The organism is Maribacter aquivivus, from assembly GCF_900142175.1.
Lineage (GTDB): Bacteria > Bacteroidota > Bacteroidia > Flavobacteriales > Flavobacteriaceae > Maribacter > Maribacter aquivivus.
Map to the genome: position 1 here is coordinate 773,736 of NZ_FQZX01000001.1, position 24,641 is coordinate 798,376.

Annotated in this window: 21 protein-coding genes; 7 read left to right on the forward strand and 14 right to left on the reverse strand. The window is 35.8% G+C overall.

Features of this window, described 5'->3' with window-relative positions:
• Nucleotides 1-239 precede the first annotated feature (239 nt).
• Both BUC31_RS20245 and BUC31_RS03435 read left to right on the forward strand, forming a co-directional pair.
• Nucleotides 240-386 (forward strand): hypothetical protein, encoded by a 147-nt coding sequence (locus BUC31_RS20245; protein WP_170861920.1) that lies wholly within the window; start codon nt 240-242, stop codon nt 384-386.
• Nucleotides 387-402: 16 nt separating this feature from the next.
• On the forward strand, nt 403-1,614 hold the full coding sequence (locus BUC31_RS03435; protein WP_073241275.1) for a Pycsar system effector family protein: 1,212 nt from the start codon (nt 403-405) through the stop codon (nt 1,612-1,614).
• 48 nt (nt 1,615-1,662) lie between these two features.
• Here BUC31_RS03435 and BUC31_RS20595 read toward each other — a convergent pair whose 3' ends face one another.
• The 13 genes from BUC31_RS20595 to cobA all read right to left on the reverse strand — a co-directional run bounded on the left by BUC31_RS20595 (nt 1,663) and on the right by cobA (nt 17,848).
• On the reverse strand, nt 1,663-1,788 hold the full coding sequence (locus BUC31_RS20595) for a hypothetical protein (protein ID WP_262987444.1): 126 nt from the start codon (nt 1,786-1,788) through the stop codon (nt 1,663-1,665).
• A gap of 140 nt (nt 1,789-1,928) precedes the next feature.
• The gene (locus BUC31_RS03440) at nt 1,929-3,365 is read right to left on the reverse strand and encodes a rubredoxin (protein ID WP_073241277.1); all 1,437 of its coding nucleotides are present in this window, start codon (nt 3,363-3,365) and stop codon (nt 1,929-1,931) included.
• An 11-nt stretch (nt 3,366-3,376) separates the two neighbouring features.
• Entirely contained in the window at nt 3,377-6,907 is a 3,531-nt protein-coding gene (locus BUC31_RS03445; protein ID WP_073241279.1) for a nitrate reductase, read from the reverse strand.
• 359 nt (nt 6,908-7,266) lie between these two features.
• Nucleotides 7,267-7,944 (reverse strand): hypothetical protein, encoded by a 678-nt coding sequence (locus BUC31_RS03450; protein WP_139251886.1) that lies wholly within the window; start codon nt 7,942-7,944, stop codon nt 7,267-7,269.
• Between the two features lie 116 nt (nt 7,945-8,060).
• Nucleotides 8,061-8,732 carry a response regulator transcription factor gene (locus tag BUC31_RS03455; RefSeq protein WP_027065587.1) on the reverse strand — a complete coding sequence of 224 codons (672 nt, stop codon included), beginning with the start codon at nt 8,730-8,732 and terminating at the stop codon, nt 8,061-8,063.
• Nucleotides 8,733-8,843: 111 nt separating this feature from the next.
• Nucleotides 8,844-10,127, reverse strand: coding sequence for an alginate export family protein (locus tag BUC31_RS03460; RefSeq protein WP_073241283.1), 1,284 nt, complete (start codon nt 10,125-10,127; stop codon nt 8,844-8,846).
• Nucleotides 10,128-10,160: 33 nt separating this feature from the next.
• On the reverse strand, nt 10,161-10,985 hold the full coding sequence (locus BUC31_RS03465) for an ABC transporter ATP-binding protein (protein WP_073241285.1): 825 nt from the start codon (nt 10,983-10,985) through the stop codon (nt 10,161-10,163).
• A gap of 11 nt (nt 10,986-10,996) precedes the next feature.
• A complete protein-coding gene (locus BUC31_RS03470; RefSeq protein ID WP_073241287.1) occupies nt 10,997-11,836 on the reverse strand; it encodes an ABC transporter ATP-binding protein in 840 nt (279 codons plus the stop codon).
• Nucleotides 11,837-11,855: 19 nt separating this feature from the next.
• Nucleotides 11,856-12,956 (reverse strand): ABC transporter permease, encoded by a 1,101-nt coding sequence (locus tag BUC31_RS03475; RefSeq protein WP_073241289.1) that lies wholly within the window; start codon nt 12,954-12,956, stop codon nt 11,856-11,858.
• 33 nt (nt 12,957-12,989) lie between these two features.
• A complete protein-coding gene (locus BUC31_RS03480) occupies nt 12,990-14,378 on the reverse strand; it encodes a CmpA/NrtA family ABC transporter substrate-binding protein (RefSeq protein WP_073241291.1) in 1,389 nt (462 codons plus the stop codon).
• A 250-nt stretch (nt 14,379-14,628) separates the two neighbouring features.
• Nucleotides 14,629-15,387: a Crp/Fnr family transcriptional regulator gene (locus BUC31_RS03485; protein ID WP_073241292.1), complete on the reverse strand. Its 759-nt coding sequence runs from the start codon at nt 15,385-15,387 to the stop codon at nt 14,629-14,631.
• Between the two features lie 12 nt (nt 15,388-15,399).
• Nucleotides 15,400-16,827 carry an MFS transporter gene (locus tag BUC31_RS03490; RefSeq protein WP_073241294.1) on the reverse strand — a complete coding sequence of 476 codons (1,428 nt, stop codon included), beginning with the start codon at nt 16,825-16,827 and terminating at the stop codon, nt 15,400-15,402.
• Nucleotides 16,828-17,074: 247 nt separating this feature from the next.
• The gene (cobA, locus tag BUC31_RS03495) at nt 17,075-17,848 is read right to left on the reverse strand and encodes a uroporphyrinogen-III C-methyltransferase (protein WP_244533997.1); all 774 of its coding nucleotides are present in this window, start codon (nt 17,846-17,848) and stop codon (nt 17,075-17,077) included.
• Between the two features lie 122 nt (nt 17,849-17,970).
• Between cobA and nirB the strand changes: the two genes are divergently transcribed.
• Genes nirB through BUC31_RS03520 form a run of 5 tightly spaced genes read left to right on the forward strand, consistent with a single transcriptional unit; the run spans nt 17,971 to nt 23,976 of the window.
• On the forward strand, nt 17,971-20,529 hold the full coding sequence (gene nirB, locus BUC31_RS03500; RefSeq protein WP_073241296.1) for a nitrite reductase large subunit NirB: 2,559 nt from the start codon (nt 17,971-17,973) through the stop codon (nt 20,527-20,529).
• Nucleotides 20,530-20,541: 12 nt separating this feature from the next.
• Nucleotides 20,542-20,919 (forward strand): nitrite reductase small subunit NirD, encoded by a 378-nt coding sequence (gene nirD, locus BUC31_RS03505; protein WP_073241298.1) that lies wholly within the window; start codon nt 20,542-20,544, stop codon nt 20,917-20,919.
• A gap of 21 nt (nt 20,920-20,940) precedes the next feature.
• Nucleotides 20,941-21,531, forward strand: a complete 591-nt coding sequence (locus BUC31_RS03510; protein ID WP_073241300.1) for a DUF4202 domain-containing protein — start codon at nt 20,941-20,943, stop codon at nt 21,529-21,531.
• Nucleotides 21,532-21,554: 23 nt separating this feature from the next.
• Nucleotides 21,555-23,405 (forward strand): ATP-binding protein, encoded by a 1,851-nt coding sequence (locus BUC31_RS03515; protein ID WP_073241302.1) that lies wholly within the window; start codon nt 21,555-21,557, stop codon nt 23,403-23,405.
• The gene (locus BUC31_RS03520) at nt 23,392-23,976 is read left to right on the forward strand and encodes a precorrin-2 dehydrogenase/sirohydrochlorin ferrochelatase family protein (RefSeq protein ID WP_073241304.1); all 585 of its coding nucleotides are present in this window, start codon (nt 23,392-23,394) and stop codon (nt 23,974-23,976) included. Before BUC31_RS03515 ends, BUC31_RS03520 begins: the two co-directional genes overlap by 14 nt.
• Before the next feature lies 1 nt (nt 23,977).
• Here the strand turns inward: BUC31_RS03520 and BUC31_RS03525 are convergent, their stop codons facing one another.
• Nucleotides 23,978-24,532, reverse strand: coding sequence for a hypothetical protein (locus BUC31_RS03525; protein WP_073241306.1), 555 nt, complete (start codon nt 24,530-24,532; stop codon nt 23,978-23,980).
• Nucleotides 24,533-24,641: the final 109 nt, after the last annotated feature.

A 24,641-nucleotide genomic window follows, 5' to 3' on the forward strand; every position in this document is an offset into this window, starting at 1 on the left:
CTTAAGAGAACAAATTATTATGTTTTTTTTCGGCATTATATTCGTCAGTATTCTTGGTAAGCATTATTTTGCAAATCTGGGAGGTAGTGTTGAAGATAAATCTAGACTATTGAAAGTTTATTATTTAGGCTTAGTCTTTTGGGCTTGTATCATAGGTCTAATTTTATTTTTAGAAAATAAACTTTGAGCTAACTAAAAGTTCAACTAAAGAATAAATAATGTTATTGAAATGAATTTTATTGATAGCTATTTTTGCAGTGATCTTCTTAGGTTGCGAAACCGATTCGCTACCTTGTGAAGATGGGTATATAGAAGTACCAGGTCAAAACGGACCTGTTTGCGTACCTGAAGGAGAAGTAAGAGCTATTGACATATTAACACCATAAGTTCAAATAAACTATCATGTCTACACTAGTTTCTACAGCCGAAGAATTTGCCACTAATCAATTATCCGGCAATACTGACCCAAGATATCTCTATCATAATCTTAGGCATACACAACGCGTTGTAGATGGTACAAAAGAGCTTATTACTGGTGAAAAAATTGGCGAAGAAGAGAGCGAGTTACTTTTAGTTACTGCTTGGTTTCATGACCTTGGGTATACTGTTTCTTATGAGAATCATGAAGAGCATAGCTGCCAGTTATCTAGAGATTTTTTAACCAAAAATAATTGTACACCATCTTTTATTACCAACGTTTGTAACCTGATTCTAGCGACGAAAAAAGGGTACGAGCCAAAAAATGAATTAGAAAAAATAATTCGCGATGCAGATTCTTCTCATTTTCATGTCAAGAATTTTATGGCAACAACCGAATTACTGAGAGAAGAGCGTGTTTTAATAAGTAAAGAAAGTATTACTTCTGCAGCATGGCGCGAAGAAAATATTGCTCTTTTACGCGCCAAACATCGTTATTATACGGAATACGCTATAGCTAATTGGCAAGAAGGGAAAGACAAGAATATTAAGAGGCTCATCAAAGCAAAAAAGAAGAATAAAGAGCTCATTAAAAAGGAAAGTTTAAAAGCCAAATTTAAGGGAGAATTACCAGATCGGGGAATACAGACACTATATAGAGTTACACTAAGTAATCATTTAAAACTGAGTGATATTGCCGATACCAAGGCGAATATTTTACTTTCTGTAAACGCCATTATTATTTCTATGGCATTGGCAAACTTGGTTCCTAAGTTAGATAACCCTTCTAACGACTATCTATTCTACCCTACGTTTCTATTTATAATTTTTAGTGTAGTTTCTATGGTAATGTCTATTATAGCTACCAAACCAAATATTACTTCTGGTCAGTTTACAGAAGAAGAAGTCACCTCTAAAAAAGTAAATCTATTGTTCTTTGGTAATTTTCATAAAATGAAATTAGAGCAGTATAGTTGGGCTATGTCAGAACTTATTAAAGACAAAGATTACATCTATAGCTCATTAACCAAAGACCTTTATTTTCTTGGGATAGTTTTAGAAAGGAAATATCGACTTTTACGGTGGACGTATACCGTTTTTATGATAGGAATGATAATTTCAGTAATTGTATTTGGCATTGCACTCAAGTACTACGGTCCAGAACGAATATTAGAATTACCCGTAATGCAGCCCTAACTAAAATGGCTGTTATAAAATTGAAGAACAATAAGTTTACTACAAAACTTAGACTCCGAAAGCCATTAGAAGTATACACAATAAGATGCCGATTGCAGCAATTACAATAGTAAATTTTAAAGCTTTTGCTAAAGCTGGCTCTTTATTTTGATCATTTACATTTACCCTGGTCATGAGTGGTTATTTAGAATTATACCACAAATCTATGCCGAAACTTTCTAGAGTTTTAACTTCATAAATGAATTTCTTGTCTCCATTGCATTTTACCTAACTCATTGGTATCATGTAAAATATGATATTGCAACTAGTTGTCTTTAACTCATTTGTATCATTGCTTCTTTAAATGTTGCTTTTGGAGCTGAACACATTGGGCACTCATACGCATCATCAATATCTTCAAATTTGGTGCCTGCGGCAATATTAAACTCTTCATCACCAAAAGTTGCGTCATAAACCGTTAAGCAGTCTTGACATTGATATAACGATTGTGTTGCTTCTACAACTTCAACGCTGGTTTCTTTTTCATCATCTTCTGCGCGACCCAATTGATCAAAATACATTTTACTTAACTCCATTAACAACCCAGGTAATTCTATCTTATCTATATCTTGGGCATAGGTAATATACTTTTGGCTGTTAGGATCAAAATGTTCAAAATGTAGAACATTGTACGTAGGGCGAACTTCAAATTCTTTAACAATGGTGGGCAAATTATTCTTTTCAATAATCACCGAGGCAAAGTGAGAACGTTTACCCACCTCATTGCTAATACCAAATGTTAGACCGTAGGTACTAATATCATTTTGATCAAAACTCCGAACCAAATACTTCTTTAACTCCAACGCCTCGCCATCATCAATAGGCACATGCCAATTCATCTCTAATTGAGAATGCCTTACATTGATTCCTCTTTTACCTAAAAAGCGCTCTAAAGCTGGTCTGCTAGATTTCTTAATACCTTTTACTACAAAAGATTTCCATGGGGTAATGCAGATTTTACCAATACTATTATCTAGGCAAAAGCCGCAGAATTCTTTTAAGAAGGATAGGTCATATTTATTGTTTCTCCAATAAAGACCAAGCCAATACATATCTGAACCCAAACGGTTCATACCCTCATAATATGGAAAGGTCTGAAAAGGCACCTTAAGTTCCTTTTCCATGGTTTTGTTGTTGGTTTCTAAGTTCTTGTTCATGACAAAGAACAACTCATCTATGTCCGAAATATCTTCATATATTTCTTCGATTTGTTTGGAGATGGAATTGATATCCCAACTATAAATAAGCACCGGATAAAATTCAGATGATTTCCAGTGTGGTAGTTTAATATTCAAGTACCAATAATCTTCTTGATCAGATGCTATAAAGTTGAGGTTACCACTAAAAATAGGAACTAAGCGTTGTTTTGGATCTGTAATATTGATTTTCAATTTCGGTAAAAAATCAAATCCTTCTAGAATATAGAGATAAGTAGAACCCTTTAACCAATGGGTCATATCAAAAATATCTGCAGAGACGTAAGAGCTAACGATATTCTGAAATGAACGATTAGCAATGATATCTGTATTGAATTTCGAGATACTTTCTAGCTGTTCTTCTTTTGCATCCTTTAGCGGAAACAAAATATCTTGTCGAGACCCAAAATTGACACTTGTGAGTCCGGCAGACTCCAGCATGGTAATAATATCTTTCAATTCACCAGGAGACGTAACACCACCTTTTATCAATATTCTATGAAGATCATCATTCATGTCTCGCTGTTTTAATTTGCTAATACCAGTTGTTTCTTTAATAAATCTTTTATCTCGGGCTTACAACTTCCACAGCCTAAACCTGCACCTGTCTCTGAACATAATTTGTTGAAATCTGAGCATCCGCCTTTGATGGCATCTACAACATTACCTTCACCAACCTGACTGCAAGAGCATACCAGTTTCCCTTTTAAAGGAACAGATGTTGAAGCACCACGCAACAATTCATTCCGTTTTTCAGATAGTTCAATCTCTTCCTCTATCAGTCTTTTAAACTCTGCAAATTCATTTTTATCGCCCAATAAAATGGCACCTTTTAACGTATCGTCTTTTACAATACATTTCTTATAAAAACGCTTACTTACATCCATTAAAATGATTTCTTCATAAGAAGCATCTCCTATGGGTGAATTCACCATACCAATACTACAGAGATCCAGATTTTCAAACTTTAAAATATTCATCAATACTGAACCATTGTAAATACTACTAAAGTCTCCAAGAATAAAGTTAGCCGCAATATCTGCTTGTTGCTCGGCAGCTGAGGTAATACCAAAAAGTGAGTTTTTAAACTCCGCAATTTCTCCTAAAGCAAATATCGTTGGATCACTACTTTGTAAATATGAATTTACCACCACACCTCTTCGGGTTTTGATTCCCGTTGGTTTTGCCAATTCTATATTTGGTCTTGTACCAATTGCATAAACTATAGCATTGCACTGAATAGAACGCCCTGTTTTTAGATTTACAGATAGGCTATGTTTTTGTTCCTTATCTTCAAAAACAGTACTTACTTCATTATCGAAATACAGATTTATACCTCGTTCTACTACATCTTCTGCCAATAAGCGACTGGCAACATTATCTAACTGACGCTCCATTAATCGTGGTGCGCGTTGAATTATACTTATATTAATATCTATTTTCTTTAACGCAGCAGCAAGTTCTAACCCTAAAAGCCCGCCACCAACTATAACCACATTTTGGTCTTTTGCCTGCAGTCCGGTTTCTGCGAGATATTTTCTTAATTTATCGGCATCTCCTCTTTCACGCATCGTAAAACGACCAGGTAACTGTATCTGTACATCGCTAGGTATAAATGCCCTGCTACCTGTTGCCATTATCAGCAAATCGTAGCTATGTTCTTTTCCGTTAGAATCTAAAACGGTTTTATTATCCGCATCGATATTTTCAATACCAATACCTTTATGTAAAGAGACCTCTAGCTTTTGTAGCTCGCCATCTTTTAACTTCTCTAAAGCTTCCCAAGAAAGTTCGTCACTTACATATTCTGGAAGTAAAACACGATTGTAAAAAGGATCTTTCTCTTTTGAAAACACATGAAGCTCATCAATACTATTTTTCTCTCTGTATGATTGTATAAACCGATATGCCGCAGCACCTGCCCCAATAACAACAACCTTCTGTTTTTCTTTTACAAACTTTGTAACCTCAACGGCACAGTACTTAAAATCTGGCTCTTTTGAAACAGGATCCACTAAATCATTAGTCAGGTTATTTGCCCTACCAAAATCATTGTTCAATACTTTACCCCAATGCATGGGCAAGAAAACAACAGACTCTCTTATATCATAATTAAGCTGCACTTTCACCTGTACTTGCCCTCTTCTGCTTTTTACTACTGCAATATCACCTTCCTTAATTTTTCTCAAATAGGCGTCTACAGCATTCATCTCTAAATAAGGTTGCGGTATGTGGGTCAACAATCTTTTTACCTTACCTGTTTTGGTACGGGTATGCCATTGATCACGAACCCTCCCTGAATTTAATATTAACGGATAGTCATTATCTGTTTCTTCAGATTTATTGTAGAGGGTAGAAGGCGCATTAAAATGTGCTTTCTTGTCATTGGTAAAGAACTGACGATCTGTAAATAATCTTGGAGTACCCTTATGTGTTTTATGTGGCACTGGCCACTGAAAACTTCCTTCATTGATCAAACGTTCATATGATAGACCAGAGATATCTATTTCAGTGCCTTTTGTTAATAAGCAATGCTCATCATAGACTTCGCTGCTATTCTTATAATCAAAGCCATTATAGCCCATTGCTTGTGCAAATCTCCAAATGATTTCTGCATCTGGCAATGCTTCACCTGGTGCATCTATAACTTTAGGCAAGTGACTAATTCGTCTTTCTGAATTGGTCATGGTACCTTCTTTCTCTAACCAACCTGCAGCGGGTAGCAAAAGATCCACAAATTTAGTGGTCTCTGAGTTATGGGATATATCTTGAACTACCACGAACTTTGCCTTTTTTAAAGCTCTTTCTACTTTATTCGAATTAGGCATACTTACCGCAGGGTTAGTACATACGATCCAAATCGCTTTTAACTTTCCTTCATCAAGGGCATCGAACATTTCTGTTGCGGTATAGCCTGGTTCTGACTGTATTTCGCCACCTCCCCAAAAATCTGACACTTCTTTTCTATGTGCCTTATCTCCTAAATCTTTATGTGCTGCCAATAGACTAGCCATACCACCTACTTCTCTACCCCCCATAGCATTTGGCTGACCTGTCAATGAAAACGGTCCGGCACCTGGTTTGCCTATTTGCCCCGTTAAAAGTGACAAATTCAGTAATGATACATTTTTAGCTACACCAATAACACTCTGGTTCAACCCCATAGTCCACATGCTGATAAACTTCTTGGCATTACCAATATATTCGGCAGCTTTGCGAATATCACCAACGGGAATACCACATTTTTTAGCAGCTTCTTTCAGTGATAAGGTAAACGCCATTTCTTTAACCGCCTCATAATTTGCGGTGTGCTTTTTTATAAAGGCGGAATCTATTTTTCTTTTCTCAATTAATCGGCGGGCAATGGCATTGAAAAGAATAACATCAGTACCCGGTAATATTTGTAAATGTAAATCTGCCCCTGCGCACGTCTGTGTTTTACGTGGGTCTACAACAATTACTTTTACCTGCGGATTCTCCTCTTTATGTTTTTCTAATCTTCTATATAAAATAGGATGGCACCATGCCGGGTTTGCACCTGCTATCAAGAAGCAATCTGCCAACTCAATATCTTCATATGAAATAGGCACGGAATCTTCACCCAAAGTTTTTTTATACCCTACCACGGCAGAACTCATGCAAAGCCTTGAATTGGTATCTATATTATTTGTGCCAATGAACCCTTTTGTAAGTTTATTGATGAGGTAATACTCTTCTGTTAAACACTGACCAGACACATAAAAACCAACACTATCTGGACCATGTTTGGCAATAATACTTTTAAAAACTGCAGCGGCACGTTCAAAAGCAGCGTCCCAAGAGACACGTTGCAAAGGGTGATTTCTGCTCCACTTCATTTCTGGATACAGAATACGATCTGTAGTATCTTGAGCTACGTAATTTAGATTGCGTCCTTTGCTACACAGCATTCCTTTATTAGATGGATAATCTGGATTACCATCTACTGAAATAGTTCCTTTTGCGTCAATATCTACAAGTATACCGCAGCCTACACCGCAATAGGAACATATTGTTTTATGAGTTTTATTGCTATTCATTTTATCAATGATAAAGAATGGTTCAGAAGTATACTGCAAATTATAAAAAGTACGTATAAATACGTACTTTTTTATCGTAAATGTTCTGCGTAATATCGAGTGATCCGCAATTATTCTGCTTTAAGACTGAGAATGGATCAATAAATAGGAAATTGAGGTGTTGAAATGTTAAAGTGGAATGTTGATTGACGAAACTGTACTGAGAATACTTTTAGGCGGAATTGACTGTTTTAATTATTAACATTTCGGGAGTGAATTTTTCGAAAAATGCCATCATCGCAATAGAAATGTGGTAAATAGTTTAATTTTTCTTGGTAAAGCGTGTCATCGCTTGAACTAGTAATCACCTCTATTCTTTATTAACTATCTAAATTATATTTTGGCTGTATTGAAGGTAAAACAGTCTTGAGCTTTTCGTAATAGGGTTTCCAATTGGCATAGTTTGGCTTTTCTAGTTTCAAATCCACCATTGTCTTTTTCGATTCATAATTTTTGTCATTACATAGTTTAGAAATTATCAAACCTCTAAAATTCGCATCTAGCGTACCTGCTAAAATCCCTCCATTTTTTCTATCATGCCAAAGAATGCCTTGACTTTCAAGTTCATCCATTCTTTTTAGAATGTTCAGCAAATACAAATAGTTGTTTAAAAATAGCTTACCGTCGCCATTGATGTAATTTTTTATTAGTTCAACACCTTGCTCTATTTCCTCATGAGTAGTTGCATTAAAACCAAAAGGACCTTTGGTAGTCCAATCATAAACGGTAGGTAAATGATGACGTTTTTTCTCTTTAAAAAAATCCTGAAAATAATCTAGATCCAAAATATAATCTTCAACTTCATAATGAGTTATACCAAAACCAGAAAATGTAATGTCTCCCATATCAAAAAAATTAAAACCGATTTTGATGGCGATGCCATTTTTAAAATATATGAAGCAAGGATTACCACCTGTTTTGAATGATTTGTATCCTAAAGGTTGTAATACGGGTGATAGACTGCCGAACAATATTTTACGTTTTTCAGTATTATTCATAGAATTAATTTCTTGCGGTGTAAGTGTAATTTTGTTTTTTGTATCCAAATTAAATCCTAAAGATATTTATCTCCGAAAATATTTTTTACCATTACAGCTAACAACCAAACAAATATCTAAATCAAATTATGCTTCTGTGCCTTTTTAGAAAGATCTATGAGATTTTTCACATCCATCTTACGCATTAAATTAAAACGATGCGTTTCAATTGTACGTTTACTGTTTTGTAGTTTTTCTGATATCTGTTGATTTGTTAAACCAGACAATACCAACTCTAATACCTTAAGCTCTTTGTTGGTTAAATCAAAAACATTGTCAGCGCTTTTACGTGGCTCTTCTTCTTTAACCACTTGTTTTTTAGCTCCCAATAAGTTATTTACCAAAACATTACTAATATCTCCACTAAAGTATTTACCGCCTTCTCTAACGGTATGTATTGCCTTAATAAATTCTGACTTGTCGGTGTCTTTTAATAGATACCCATTTGCGCCTGAACTAATAGATTTTAAAATATATTCTTCAGAATCATGCATGGAAAGTATAATGGTCTTCACCTCTGATTTACTTTTGGTAAGTTCAGCTACGGCATCAATACCGTTCATGACGGGCATCCTAATATCAATGATTAAAAGATCAGGATTTACCTTGCCTACCAATTCAATAGCCTCTTTACCGTTCGATGCTTCACCGATCACTTCCAAATCAGATTCAGACTCCAATAAAGAACGGATTCCGTCCCTAACCAAAGCGTGATCATCTGCCAATACTATTCTTGTTATTTCACTCAAAATATAGGTAATTATACGTACCGTGCTAAATTACATATTTTAAAAACAACAATACGGTCTACACAACCAATGCTGCATAGACCGTATAACTAACTAAATTCTTGTAAAACTCTATTCTTTTTTGGTATTCAAAAACTGAGGCTTAATGGTCAACTGTACCCAAGCCCAGTTTTGGCTACTTGCTGCTAAATCTTCTGTAACCCCTTTTAGCTCATACATACCGTCTGCAGCGAACATTTGAGAATATCCAACTGCTAACCCATAACCATTGAAAGCCTTTGAAAAGACCAAGTCAATTTCTGTACCCAATGATTTTTCTCCGCTTGGCAATTCTTGTTCTCCACTAAAATTTAAGACTTTAACCAGTAAGCTAGATTTCTTTCCTAAATCGAATTTTGCACTGGCGTGAATGTCAAATAGGCCTACAGAATTTGCATGGTTACCTACGTAGAAATAATCCATGAATCCGTTAAACTTATGATTGGTTCCGTATAGTGGAAAAAATGCCTCTGTTTTGTCTGTAGTATCCGCTTTGTTTCCGCTAATAACTTCTGTACCTAAACCTAAAGCTACCTTATCACTAGCCTTATACCCAAGCTCTAAACCTAGTAAATATGCACCGCCAACTTTTACTTCGTTCTGTCTTTCTCCCGTTTGTAAAAATAGGTTGGCATTTGCACTAAAGCTTCCTGCTTTATATGCTAAATGTGTACCAATAGTTTGCAAGCTACTTACTCCATCTGCAGCACCTTCAGTATCAAAATTTTGGAAACCATTATTCAATGCCAATATGCTACCGGAGAACTTATCCCATTGTTGCTTGGCGTATAGGTATTGCATGGTTTTATATGTAAAAAAACCTGATGTATTATATGCTGTACCTACAGACTGAAACCCTGTTGGGTTATCAAAATCTTGACTAAAAGCAAGACCAACATCTAACATGAATTTATCTTTCTTATACTTTAAAAGTCCCGCATCATGGTTTCTACCTTGTTGCGCCCAATCCAATCCGCCAAAAATACGTTGGTCATCATAAGCTATTGATTGTCTACCTAATTTTGTAGACCATCCTTTGCCTAAATTAATATTTGCCCATGCTTCAAATACTGCAAAAGAATCGTTCTGATCATCTGGTAGAATTTGTCTGTTCTCGCCCCAAACCATTACATCTTGTATGCTTAAGTAAAACTGATACGCTTCTGATTCATATTTGGCATTTAACCGTGCACGGGTAGAGATTGCGAAACCAGCATCTGCAGCATCAGGAATTATGCTTCCGAAACCATTTCTATATTCTGTTCTTGGTCTAAACTGCCCGTCTAACGTAAATTGGGCATAAATTGAATTTGCCGCCAGAAACAATAAGGTGATTAGTAAATATTGCTTTTTCATAATTTTAATTTTAATAATTGAGTTAGTTAATGGTTAGTGTTCTAAAAAGTCTATTAGGTGTTTTCTATAGGTGTAATAATCATCGTTCTCTAATACGGATTTACGAGTACGCGGTCTTTCAAAATCAATGGAAAGGATGTCTCCTATTTTTGCCTTTGGGCCACTGGTCATCATAATGACGCGATCTGCTAGAAAAATAGCTTCATCAACATCATGTGTAATCATAACCGCAGTAATTTTCTCCTTGTTCCAAATCTCTATAAGAATATCTTGTAATTCTCCCCTAGTCAGCGAGTCTAACATTCCAAAAGGTTCATCTAACAACAATACTTTTGGCTTAATAGCAAATGCTCTAGCAATACCCACACGTTGTTGCATACCTTGAGATAATTCTGATGCTTTTTTATGGAAGGCATTCTCTAGACCTACTTTGTGCAAATAGTATTTTGCAATGTCTTGGCGTTGCCCTTTTGTTGCATGCGGAAAAACTTGATTAACCCCAAGCAATACATTCTGCAAAGCCGTCATCCAGGGCATTAAACTTGGAGATTGAAAAATAACTCCCCTATCTGGTCCAGGACCTTTTACAGGATTTCCTAAAACTGAAATATTACCTCCGGAAATTGGATTAAGACCTGCTATCATAGAAAGCATGGTTGTTTTACCACAACCTGAATGCCCTATAATCGTCACAAATTCTTCTTTTAATATCTGTAGATTTAAATCTTCTAGTACAACATAATCGCCCTTTGGCGTCGGGTAAACCTTTTTTAAATTAGAAAGATCTAACATTATATTGGATGGATAAACAATACCGTTTTCTGAATATGTCTGGTTAGATTGTTGTGTTGTGTTCATATAATGTTTCTTTAGGCTACGAAGCTTTTTGGCGTAAGCTCTGGAAGTTTATATTCTACGTCAGAAACTGTTTTTCTCTCATCACCTATATCCATTAAGTATTCGATGATGGAGTTTCTTGTTTTCTTGTACTCAGGATTATCGTTCATTGCCGTTTTATCCCTTGGTCTTTCAATATCAATCTTAAACTCTGGACCCAAAGTGGCATTCGGACCTGGTTTCAATGGAATTATTCTATCTGCCATATAAATACCCTCATCAACATCGTTGGTAATAAGCAATGCGGTACGTTTATCTTGACTCCAAATATTTAAGATTTCATCTTGTAAATTTCCTCTTGTCAAAGCATCTAATGCTCCTAAAGGTTCATCCATGATGATCATTTCAGGATTCATGGCCAAAGCACGTGCTACCGCAACCCTTTGTCGCATTCCCCCTGATAATTCTTTAGGTCTCTTATTAATTGCCGGACTAAGATTTACCATGCCTACGTAATTTTTCACTATTTCCATCAAGGCTTTTTTATTCTCCTTCGGAAAAGCTTCTTTTACCGCCATGTAAATATTTTGACCCACTGTCAACCAAGGTAACAGCGAATAGTTTTGAAAAATCACACCACGCTCATGACTAGTATCGGTTACCGGAACTCCTTTAAAAAGAACCTCTCCGCTAGTTGGTTGCAATAGCCCGTTTATAAGATTTACTAAAGTGGTTTTTCCACTTCCGGTAAATCCTACAATAGCTACAAACTCACCTTCATCCATAGTCAGGTTGATGTTAGAAAGTACTTCTGTACTAACATCTCCCTCACCATAGGTTTTATAAATATTATTTAATTCTAAATATGCCATGTTCTATCTTTTGAAAGCGTTATGCCATTTCATTTTTATTGAAAGAAACCATATTCTGTACAGCAAGCATCAGTCTATCTAACAAGAAACCAATGATACCAATGACGAACATTGCCACAATAATTTTTGAGTTAGAATCGTTAGCACCGTTCTGAAATTCTTCCCATACGAAAAGACCTAATCCCTGACTTTGTGCTAAAAGTTCAATGGCAATCAATACCATCCACGCCACAGATAGCGTAATACGAAGTCCCGTAAAAATTAACGGTAAAGAAGAAGGTAATATCACCTTGAATACTTTTTGAAAAGTGCCCAACTTTAATACTTTGGCAACATTGATATAATCTTTATCTACAGATGCAACACCCATTGCAGTGTTTACCAAGGTTGCCCACATGGCACAAAGACCTACACTAATAAATGATATTACAAAGGCATTATCAGAATTGTCGCCGATATACAATGTTTTTACGATCATAAAAACCAACAGGTACCATACAACTGGCGATACTGGTTTAAAAATTTGAATGAACCAGTTAAAGGCGCTTCGTAATGAAGGACTTAGTCCTATTACTATTCCAATAGGTACTGCGATAAACATTGCTAAAAGAAAACCGGCAAATACTGTTTTTATACTTGTTAAGACTATATCTACAAATGAGGCTCTACCTGTATATACAATTGGATCTTTACCTTGAGAAATCATTTTCTCATTAGTGACCGCCATTTTCTCTGCAAATGCCGCTTTATCTGCACGTATAACTTTATGATCCGCTATCAAAGATTGTAAGGATGCCCATACTTGAGATGGTGATGGCAAGGTATTGGGCTGGCAACTACTGTCGCCAGATTCAATACATGCGCGTTCAGCAACTGCAGCCGCTTCTCCCTGTTCTTGCAGTGCTTTTTCCACTCTGTAATTTGCCTCTTTATTGTACAGTGCCTTAGAACCCATCTGCCATAAACCAATGAATAATAGTATGGATAGAAGCGTTATACCAGTATTTTTTAAGGATTTTATAATGCCATCTTTTTTAATACTTGGCGTAAGTTTCAAAAGCATTTGCTTCAAACTAGAAGACAAACTATTTTCGTTTTTTAAGACCATTTCTTGTTCCATACTATTTAATTTAAGGTCAATGAATTACTTTAATTATTTCTTGTCTTTGTTTCCGATCGAGAAACTGTTGATATACCCAATTGGATCCTTGGCATCATAGCTAGTACCATCTATAAAGTCTGATGTCGCTGCTTTGTAACCATCAGTATCTGGAACATCTGCTGCTGGTATTTGACCTTCTGCAACCAAAAGATCTGCGGCTTTTTTCCATATATCCGGTCTGTAGATATCTTTAATCGTACTTGCGTACCAATCAGAAGATTTTGATTCAGGAATTTGACCCCATCTACGCATTTGTGTTAAGAACCATATTCCGTCAGAATAGAAAGGATATGTTGCGTTGTACTTATAGAATACATTGAAATCAGGCATTTCACGCTTGTCTCCTTTTTCGAATTCAAATGTTCCAGTCATAGAGTTTGCCAATACTTCTTTTGGTGCACCCACATATTGAGACATGGAAAGTATTTCTACAGCCTCTGCTCTATTAGAAGGTTCATCTAACCATTTACCAGCTCTAATTAATGCTTTTGTGACCGCTATAGCAGTGTTAGGATTTTGCTCTACAAACTGCTTTGTCATTACAAATACTTTCTCAGGATTGTTCTTCCAAATATCATAGTTGGTTGTTACCGGTACACCAATACCTTTAAATACCGCTTGTTGGTTCCAAGGCTCACCTACACAGTACCCATAAATAGTACCTGACTCTAATGTTGCTGGCATTTGTGGCGGTGGCGTTACAGAAAGTAAAACCTCTGCATCTATCTGCCCTTGCACATTATCTGCTGTATACATACCTGGATGAATACCCGCTGCAGCTAACCAATAACGTAATTCGTAATTGTGAGTAGATACTGGAAAAACCATTCCCATTTTAAATGGTTTGCCTTCATTTTTATACGAAGTAATTACCGGCTTTAAAGCATCTGCTTTAATTGGGTGAATAGGCTTACCATCTGAATCTGCAGGTACATTTGGCTTCATTTTAGACCAAACATCATTAGAAACCGTAATTCCGTTACCATTTAAATCCATTGAAAATGGAGTAACCAATTCTGCTTGTCTACCAAAACCTGCTCCTGCAGCAATTGGCTGACCTGCCAACATATGTGATCCGTCTAATTGACCATCTATTACACGGTCTAAAACATTTTTCCAGTTAGATTGTGCTTCTACCGAAACAAAAAGTCCTTCTTCTTCAAAAAAGCCTTTTTCTTTTGCAATGGCCAAAGGCGCCATATCTGTAAGTTTTATAAATCCAAAAGTTAATTGTGGCTTTTCAATGTCTAACATTTTAGTTTTTGAGGCTACAGCTTCTTCTGAAACCGTTTCGGCTTTCTTGCTTTTTGTATCTCCACAGGCCGTAAATACCAAGGCGAGGGAAAGGGTTAAAACAGACGAGGTAAAAATGTTTTTCATAATCTTAATTATTTAATGTTCTACGTATTAATACTTATTTCTACAAATATATACGTAACAGCATTTCCCATACGTGATATAAGCGATGTTTAAACCTCTTTTTACCACATATTAAAACACAGTAATTAGCCATATTAGAAACTGCCAAAAAACATGTTTTACAAACAAACCATTGTTTTACAATAGTTTACATACATTAAAATTAACGGTGTTAACTACGTAAATTAGGGAATGATAGAAATACGTACTATTAGCTGTCTAGGTAGAAATTGTGCTCTGATATTTCTTTTTTAAGCAATTCAATATTAGAAATACCAACTCTTTTACCTTTGGTAAGTATCAAGCCTTCTTTTTTAAGAATAGAGAACATTCTTATGACCTGTTCTTCTGTGGTACCTGCATAATCTGCATACTCACGTCTACTTAATAAAAGGGAAGAAAATTCGTTAGTTTGTCCAAACTTACGATCGATATATAATAAGGTGTCTATGACACGTTCTCTAACCGTCATTTGAGATAACGATTTTACTCGGATTTCACTACGATTAAGTTCATTCGCATAAAACAACATAAAATCATATGTAAGACTGGGTATTTCCCTTAAGGTTTCTTGAAGTAATTCTTTTGAAAAATAACATAAGGTACAATCTACCAAAGCAATGGCACTTATGGGGTACGTCTCTTCTGTACCAAAACCTCTATGCCCAATAATTTCACCCGGCACCGCAAAACGAACAATTTGTTCTTTACCATGAAGACCGGTTCTCAATACTTTGACCTTGCCACTTAGCAAAAAAAATAGCCCGGTAACAGAAGCACCTTCCATGATAAACTGCTGCCCTTTTTTACATTTGATTTCTTTTCTAGCCTGAACTAATTTTTCAATATTAGAAGAATGAATATTCTTTTGAATTAGGCATTTCTTATTGGTACAAATATTACAGGCACTATCAAGTAGTTCAGAATTATTGGAAGAAAACTTTGATATGTTTGTTGTGCCTGTACGCATAGATAATCTTATTTATATAGTACTTGGAGATAAATCAATTACAGGCTTGTTAACTGTATTCAATTCTTCTTTCACTTGTTTTTCATCTTCTGTAGAGAATTTAATAGCAAGTGTTGTTAAGGCCGTAACGACTACAAAACCACCAATTATAAAGTAACCACTTGACACTGCACCCGAGGCAGCAGCAGCTTGAGCAGCTTTCATAGCCTCTTCTCCTAAATTTGCGTTCGAAGCCAATGCATTGGTTTCTGCCAAGGATGATTTTGATTTTAGCAATAGTGCAGCTAAAAACGCACCTACATTACCACCAGCACCAACAATACCTGAGATAGAACCAATTGCTTTTTTATTTATGAAGGGAACTACTGAGAAAGTTGCTCCTTCTGCCATTTGAACCGTTATACTAAAAGCTATTAAGAATATAATGCCCATTGCAAAACTTGTGGTCAGTGAAAAGACCGACAGCATCGCACCTTCAAGTGCCAGAATTACGGTTAAGAAAAGTACTCTACCACGTAAACCCTTTAATCTACCGAAACGGTCACCAAAAAACCCGCCTAAGGTTCTTGCAAATATGTTCATTAATGCAAAAGAAAGTACCAAGTTACCAGCCGTAGACCTCGTAAGTCCGAATGTGTTCTGCAGGTAATCATCCATTGTACCATACACGGTAAGTTCCATTCCAAAAGAGGCGGCATAAACAATAAAAAGAATCCAAACACGGTAATCTTTCAATACACTTACAAATGACTCTTCATCTTTTTTAAGCTTCGGCATTTTGCCAGCTTCTTTCAATTCTTTAAAATTACCTTCTGAGGTATCTTGTGTGAAAAAATAATACACAACACCCATTAGCATGGCAATTACACCAGCTATGATCATAGAGTAACGCCAAGCAATTTCATCTGCAACTCCAAAACTGACCACTGCAGCAGCTATTAAAGGCATACCAAGACGGTTGGCACCACCACCTAAATTACCCCATCCTGCTGAGGTAGCATTGGCAGTGCCAACAATATTGGGGGCAAACATAATAGAAGTATGAAACTGAGTAATTACAAATGATGCACCTATAAAACCTATAAACAATCTACATATTAAGAATTGCATTGGTGTTTGAACAAAGCCAATAAGTATTACAGGTATAGCACCTAAAATCAACAAATAGGTATAACATAACCTAGGACCATATTTATCACATAATTTTCCAATTAACAATCTAGCGAAAACAGTACCGGTTACTGCCAGTATAATCGAATTCCACTTTTGATCAGGAGTCAAGCCTAGATCTTTTACCACATCTGGCATAAACGGTACAATTCCAAACCATGCAAAGAAGCATATAAAAAACGCTATTGATGTAATCCAAAAAGTACGTATTGGCATACTTTTTAAATCAGTTAACTTTAAAGTGGTCGATTTTTTGGATTGATTTTCCATGATATAGTTCAATTCGTTTATAAATCAGTACAAACCTAATCTATTTTATACGTAATTATACGTAGTTTTGTATGTTTTCTATATTTACTACGTATAATTATATAATATCCATAATTGGAAGCTGATAATTATTGAATTCGCAATTTTAAAAAGACAAAAATTAATAATTTATAATTTTTATTTTGAAAGCGGGCTTGTTTTCAAAGGACACTAAGTAGGTATCAGTGTTTCTAACTAAAACATTACACTAAATAGCTCCATGTAATATACGCTGCACTTCCTCTTCAAAGAAAGAAGGATGATCTGCTACAACATCACCTATTACTATAATTCCATGCATCGTTGTATCTATATTAGGTGTATGATGATGAATACTATCTAAGGTAGCTACAACGCAGCTTTCATTTTCTGTAGTTCCATTTTGTATTACGGCTATAGGCGTCATTCTACCCCTATATTTACTAACCTCATCTACAATTTCACTAAGTTTTCTTATACCCATTAATATAACCATTGTGGTAGATGATTTTGCTGCATATTGCAAATCTTGTGAAAATGCACCATCTTTTTTAGTGGCAGTCATTACCCAAAAACTACTGCTTACCCCTCTTTTGGTCATAGGTATTCCTTGACTAGATGGTACGGCAATTGAACTTGAAATACCTGGTATTATACTTACAGGAATACCAAAGGATTCTACATACTCTATCTCTTCATTTGCCCTACCAAAAACAAATGGATCACCGCCTTTTAATCTCACCACATGTCCGTATTCGAAGGCATATTTGACTATCAATTCATTAATCTCATCTTGAGTATGAGAGTGTTTTCCGCATCTTTTACCCGTATATATCTTAGGAATATCAGTACGTAGTTCAGATAACAGTTCATCACTAATTAATGCATCGTATAATATAACATCTGCCTCATTCAAAACTCTCAAACCCCTTACTGTTATTAGGTCTTTTGCTCCAGGTCCTGCTCCAACCAAACTTACTTTTGCCGTTTTCTCTAATTCCATCTTCATAGTATTTAGCATTATTAATTATCGAATCTTCAACAAGAATACGTAATTATTTTCATAAAATTATCAATTATATACGTATTTATACGTAATATTGCTAAGTAGCTAAATAATACGGTATGAAAACTATACTAGTTGTCGGTAATGGAATGGTAGGATACAAATTTTGTGAGAAGTTTGTCGCTAAAGAAGAAAGCAAACAATTTAAACTTATTGTTTTTGGTGAAGAACCAAGGCCTGCGTATGACAGAGTTCACTTAAGTGAGTTTTTTGAAAATCAAGATGCTAAAGCTTTAGAAATGGCTCCGGCAGAATGGTATACAGAAAACGGTATAGATTTAATTGTAGATGAACGTGTTGCTGACATCCATAGAACCAATAAAACCATCACTACCGCAAAAAATAGAGAGTTCTCATATGACTATCTTGTTTTAGCAACTGGATCATCTGCTTTTGTACCGCCAATTAAAGGTGTTGAAAAAGAAGGTGTTTTTGTATATAGAACTATTGAAGATTTAGAAGGCATGCTGGCGTACGCTGCTAAAATAAAGGCAAAGAACCCAAATGCTAAAGCTGCTGTTTTAGGTGGCGGACTGCTAGGGCTAGAAGCTGGTAAAGCGGTAATGGATATGGGCTTGGAACCACATATTGTGGAGTTCGCACCTAAGTTAATGCCAAGACAGTTAGATTCTAGAAGTAGTCAGGTACTACAATTAAAACTGGAATCTATTGGTTTAAACATTCACTTGAGCAAAGCTACCAATCAAATTCTTGGGGATGACGGATACATTACAGGAATGGAGTTTGGAGAAGATGATGTTTTAGATGTTGAAATGTTAGTGGTTTCTGCAGGTATACGCCCAAGAGACGAGCTAGGTAGAAGTTGCGGATTAGAAGTTGGTGTTCGTGGCGGTATTGTTGTAGATAACAAAATGCAAACATCTGATAACAATATATATGCTATAGGCGAGATTGCCCTATATAATCAAATGATTTATGGATTAGTTGCACCTGGCTACGATATGGCCGGTGTGGCAGTAGACCAAATTATTGGAAAAACAGAAACTCTAATGCCTGCTGAAATAGACATGTCTACCAAATTGAAATTGATCGGTGTTGATGTAGCAAGTTTTGGTGAACCTTTTATGCCTGCTGCAAAAGGACACTCTATTATATTTGAGAATAAAACACAGCATTTATATAAAAGAATCAACGTAAGTCTTGACGGCAAAGAACTGCTAGGCGGCATTTTAGTTGGTGATGCATCTGATTATAGTATGTTACACCAAATCTACCTGAACGGAATGGCAATTCCTGAAGATGCTTCTCAATTAATTCTACCTGCAAGTGAAGGTGGGTCTTTTGGTAGTGCTCTGGATTTACCGGACGAAGCTCAAATTTGTTCTTGTGAAAACGTGACAAAAGGTGAAATTTGTGGAGTAATTAAAGATGGTACTTGCGAAGATTTAGCTCGTGTTATTGGTTGTACAAAAGCAAGTACTAGTTGTGGTGGTTGTAAACCAATGGTGACGGATCTAGTAAATGAAACTTTAAAATCTCTTGGTAAAACAGTTAAAAATGTAATCTGTGAGCATTTTGAATATAGCCGTCAAGAACTATACATCATTATAAAAACTAAAAAACTAACCAGTTTTAATGAAGTTTTAGATACTTGTGGTACCGGTCATGGTTGTGAGACCTGTAAACCTTTAGTTTCTTCAATATTCGCAAGTTTATACAATGTTACCCCTAACGTAGAAGATGTTACTCAAGACACTAATGATAAGTTCTTGGCAAACATTCAACGAAATGGAACATACTCTGTAGTACCAAGAATTGCTGGTGGAGAGATTACTCCACAAGATTTAATTGTACTAGGTAAAATAGGTTCTAAATATAACCTGTACACCAAAATTACAGGTGGTGCACGAATTGATTTCTTTGGTGCGGAATTAAATGATTTACCTGCCATTTGGAAAGAATTAATTGATGCCGGCTTTGAAAGCGGACATGCCTACGGTAAATCTTTACGTACCGTAAAAAGCTGTGTTGGGTCAACCTGGTGTCGTTACGGCTTAGATGAAAGTATCTCTTTTGCTATAGAACTAGAAAATAGATATAAAGGACTACGATCACCTCATAAATTAAAAGGTGGCGTATCTGGTTGTATTCGTGAGTGCGCAGAAGCTCGTGGAAAAGATTTTGGCGTAATCGCAGTAGAAGGCGGCTGGAATTTATATGTTGGCGGTAATGGTGGTGCAACACCTAAACATGCCAAATTATTAGCTGAACAAATAGATAACGAAACCGTTATAAAATACTTAGACCGTTACCTAATGTACTATATACAAACTGCTGCACCATTAATGCGAACAGCAGCTTGGTTAGATAAATTGGAAGGTGGTATTGAGGAGCTTAAAAAAGTAGTTATCGAAGACAGCCTAAACATCAATGCCGAGTTAGAACAGCAAATGGAATTTTTGATCGATGCATATGAGTGCGAATGGAAACAGGCCATTGAAAATGAAGAAACAAAGAAACGCTTCAACCATTTTGTGAATTCTGATGATCGAGATGACAATTTAGTTTTTGTGCCATTACGTGATCAAAAAATGCCAAAACATTGGGAAGCCAAACAAGAAAAGGCTGAAGAAGTATTATTTAAAACCTTGTCTTAAAAAGATATCATTATGAGCGAATTACTTTCAAAATATAAAACGGTCAAAGAAGAAGATGTTAGATTATGGTTTAAAGCTGCTCCTGTAAGCGCTTTTCCTAGTGATGGTGGATCATGTGTAAAATATAAAGATTTACAAATTGCCGTTTTTAATTTCTCAAGACTTAACAAGTGGTATGCTTGCCAGAACTTATCTCCTGAAAAACTCGAAAATGTGTTGTCAAGAGGTATGCTTGGAGACCATAAAGGAATTCCGAAAATAGCTTGTCCATTACACAAAAGAACTTTCTCATTAGAATCTGGAGAAAATTTAAATGGAGATTTAGCAGCAATTGCTACATACCCAGTAAAAATAGAGTCGGACTTTGTGTATGTAGGTTTTTCTGAATAGCTTTGATTAAATTAATGACTTATGGCGACGACAGATAAATTACTGGTAGCATTTCAACATTTTGACGAAGCCAATACCCAAGACCCAAATACCGAAATGTTCGAGGGAACTACCTACCCAAAAGAAGTACTCTACGGTATTCGAATGACCGAGCGCCTAAACGAATTTGACCCAACTGCATCTGAAGCTTTACGCTTAACTGCAAGGTGTCAACATATCTGCAGATGGGAAATACCGAGAGAGTCTTATGAAATGAACCGCGAAGGGTATTTGAGATGGCGACAAGAATTAAAGAAGTTTCATGCAAAGAAAGCTGCTTCTATTTTAGAAGATGTGGGTTATGATGATGAAACCATTGACAATGTCAAATTTCTTTTAGAGAAAAAACAGCTAAAGAAAAACGAAGAAACCCAATCTTTAGAAGATGTTATCTGTTTGGTTTTTTTAGAATTCTATTTTGAACCTTTTGCGCACAAACATCCGGAGGATAAAACAATAGATATCCTTCAGAAAACATGGAGAAAAATGTCTATTAAAGGACAAGAAGCAGCTTTAAAATTACCGCTTTCTAAATTCTCCTTAAATTTAATTACCAAGGCACTTCACGCCTAATTACAATTTACGATTCATTTTTTATGGGCAATAACGAGCAAATTATACCATTGGATACGGCTACGTTTATACGTATTCGTAAATGGTATTTGTTAGCATTGGCAGCTATTGCACTTACCGTTATTATTGCCCAAGTACTTATTCAATTGCACCTAAAAGCACAATCTGGCGATTCTGAACTTATAAACATAGCCGGTAGACAACGTGCCTTTAGTCAAAAATTGACCAAAGAGACCTTACTTTTAAAAGACCTAAGTAATCCGGAAGATAAAAAGATGGTGCTCTCTGAAATAGAGAAGACTCTTGAAATTTGGAAAGTATCTCACGTAGGGCTTCATTTGGGCGCAGCCTCTTTTAACCTGCCTTACGAAGATGATCCTAAGGTAAAGGCTTTATTTAAAAAGCTTGATCCGCACCATTCGGAAATGGTTGGTGCTTTAGAGCATATACTTGTAACACAACAACAGGATATTAATGCATCTGTACAACAAAATGATCTGGATGCCTTGCTGAACAATGAGCGTCAGTTTTTAAGTATTATGGATCAAATTGTAAATGAGTATGATGCCCGCAGTAATGAACAGCTACAAAAACTAAAACGAAAAGAGTATTGGTTATTGGCATTCTCTTTGGCAATTCTTCTTCTAGAAATCTTTGTTATTTTCCGACCGTTATCCATTCAAATTAAAAATACCATTGGTCATTTAATGGGTAAAGATGAAGAATCAAAAGATCAACTAGTAAAGATTCAAAGCTTATATGATGAGAAAGAACGCTCGCTCAAAGAATTGCAAGAACTAAATTTTGTTATTGATAATGCTGCTCTTTTTGCCAGTATTCGTAAAGATGGTTCCATTGTTTTTATAAGCAAGAAGTTTTTAGATTTATTAGGTCATGAGACCACACCAGTAAACAAGCCTATTTCAGAAATTCTGACCATTGAAGAAGGTCAACAATCTTATCTCAAAGAAGTACTGAAAATTAATAGGAAAAATGTGATGCGTACAGAAGAGCTCCAGGTGGTAACCACCAAAGGAACTACAATTTGGTTAGATATGTCAATAGTACCCATGCATCAATCTACCTTAGAGCAAGATATTTTAATTCTGTGTTCAGATATCACCGAACGAAAAGAAAATCAGCTTAAAGTACAAGAGTTGACTAAGCAGAATTTCGAAGAACGCATGCAACAAAAAAAGGTGCAGGCAAGTCAAATTGTTGAAGGTCAAGAAGAAGAACGCAAGCGTATCGCCAAAGATATTCATGATGGTATTGGACAAATGTTGACCGCACTTAAATTCAATATTGAATCTATTGATATTGAAAACAAGGATAAGACGAGAGAGAAAATTGCCTATTTAAAATCACTGACATCAGACTTAATAAAAGGTGTTAGAACAGCGACTTTTAACCTTACTCCGCCAGAGTTAAGCGACCATGGTATATTCCCTGCAATTCATAAAATGACCACTGAGCTTTCTAAATTAACCGGTAAGACGGTTCTGTTTAAAAATAAGACCGATGCTAATATTAGGTTCGACTCGCTAGCTGAAACCAATATTTATCGTGTTACCCAAGAAGCGGTCAACAATGCCATAAAATATGCAGAAGCAAATTATATTTTAGTTACCTTAAATTACTCTTATCCTATTTTAAGTGTAGTTATAGATGATGATGGCAAAGGTTTTGATGATTCTATTTTAGGAAAATTACCAAAAAATAATAGTGAAGGCGGTATGGGTCTGTTTTTTATGAAAGAACGTATAGACTATATTAACGGTCGTTTATTCATAAACTCTGAACTTGGACAAGGTACACGTGTTACCATCAATTATAAAACAGAAGAAAACAAAATTGCAAATGGAACGGAATGAGCTTTACCCTGTATTTTTAAAAGTATCTAACCTTCATATTTTAATTGTTGGCGGAGGCAATGTAGCCCTAGAAAAACTGACTTTCTTATTAAAATCAAGCCCTAAAGCACAGGTAGAAATGGTAGCGCCAATGTTTAGGGAAGAAACTATTGCATTGGCCAACAAGTTCAACATAAAAATGAATGTAGCGCCCTATAAAGTATCATACTTAAAAGAGAAACATATTGCAATTGCCACTACAGACAATGTACCAGTAAATGAGCAGGTATATCATGATTGTAGGGAAAGACAGATTCTAGTCAATGTTGCAGATAACCCACCTTATTGCGATTTCTATATGGGCGGCATTGTTACTAAAGGCAATGTAAAAGTGGCCATTTCTACCAACGGAAAATCACCTACAACAGCCAAAAGATTACGTCAGTTTTTTGAAGACGTAATTCCTGAAAATATTGATGACCTCGTCAAAAACCTCAACGAATTTAGAAAGACTATAAAAGGCGATTTCGAAGAAAAAGTGGAAACCTTAAATGAGTTTACTAAAGGGTTGGTGAATAAGAAAGAGGAGTAATCTAATTATCAAAACTAAGATGGGCAACATCATGACTACAGCTGTAATGCGCGTTATCTGCCGCGTAGACAGCCGAATCTGCAGAACTTTTTGCTTCTTTCATTAAGCGCTGTGCTTTACGCATGTAGAATTGTAAGTTACCTAAGTTGTTTGCCTTGGCAGCATTTTTTACATTTTCAAAAGCTTCAGTTGAAAAATCGCGAGAATCTATGGTATGTCTTTCGGCATCAATAGTATAACTCATGGCGTCTTGTAATCCGCAAGTTTGTGAATCATATTGCGCTTCTGAAGCTAAAATCACCGCTTCATCTGCAGCATTAACCGCCTGCCCCATTAAAAGCATTGCTATTTTAGTATTTTTTCGCGCCTTACTAATAGAGGCATCAAAAGAAGCGATTTCAACAGCGGTACTTAACGAATCTGAGAGCTGACTAACTTGCTGCATATAATCTTGTACATCGCTAATTTCACTTTTAAAAACTTCGCATTGGGCTTGTACATAAGTTGATGTAAAAAACAATACAGCAACTTTTAGGTAGGTTTTAATCGTAATCATATTTGGGGGAAAATTGATTTGTTAAGATACTAACTGCGTAATTCTAGAAATCGTATTATTTTTAGGCCAACTGCATAAAATAAAGAAAATTCTTGTTAATTGTACTTTA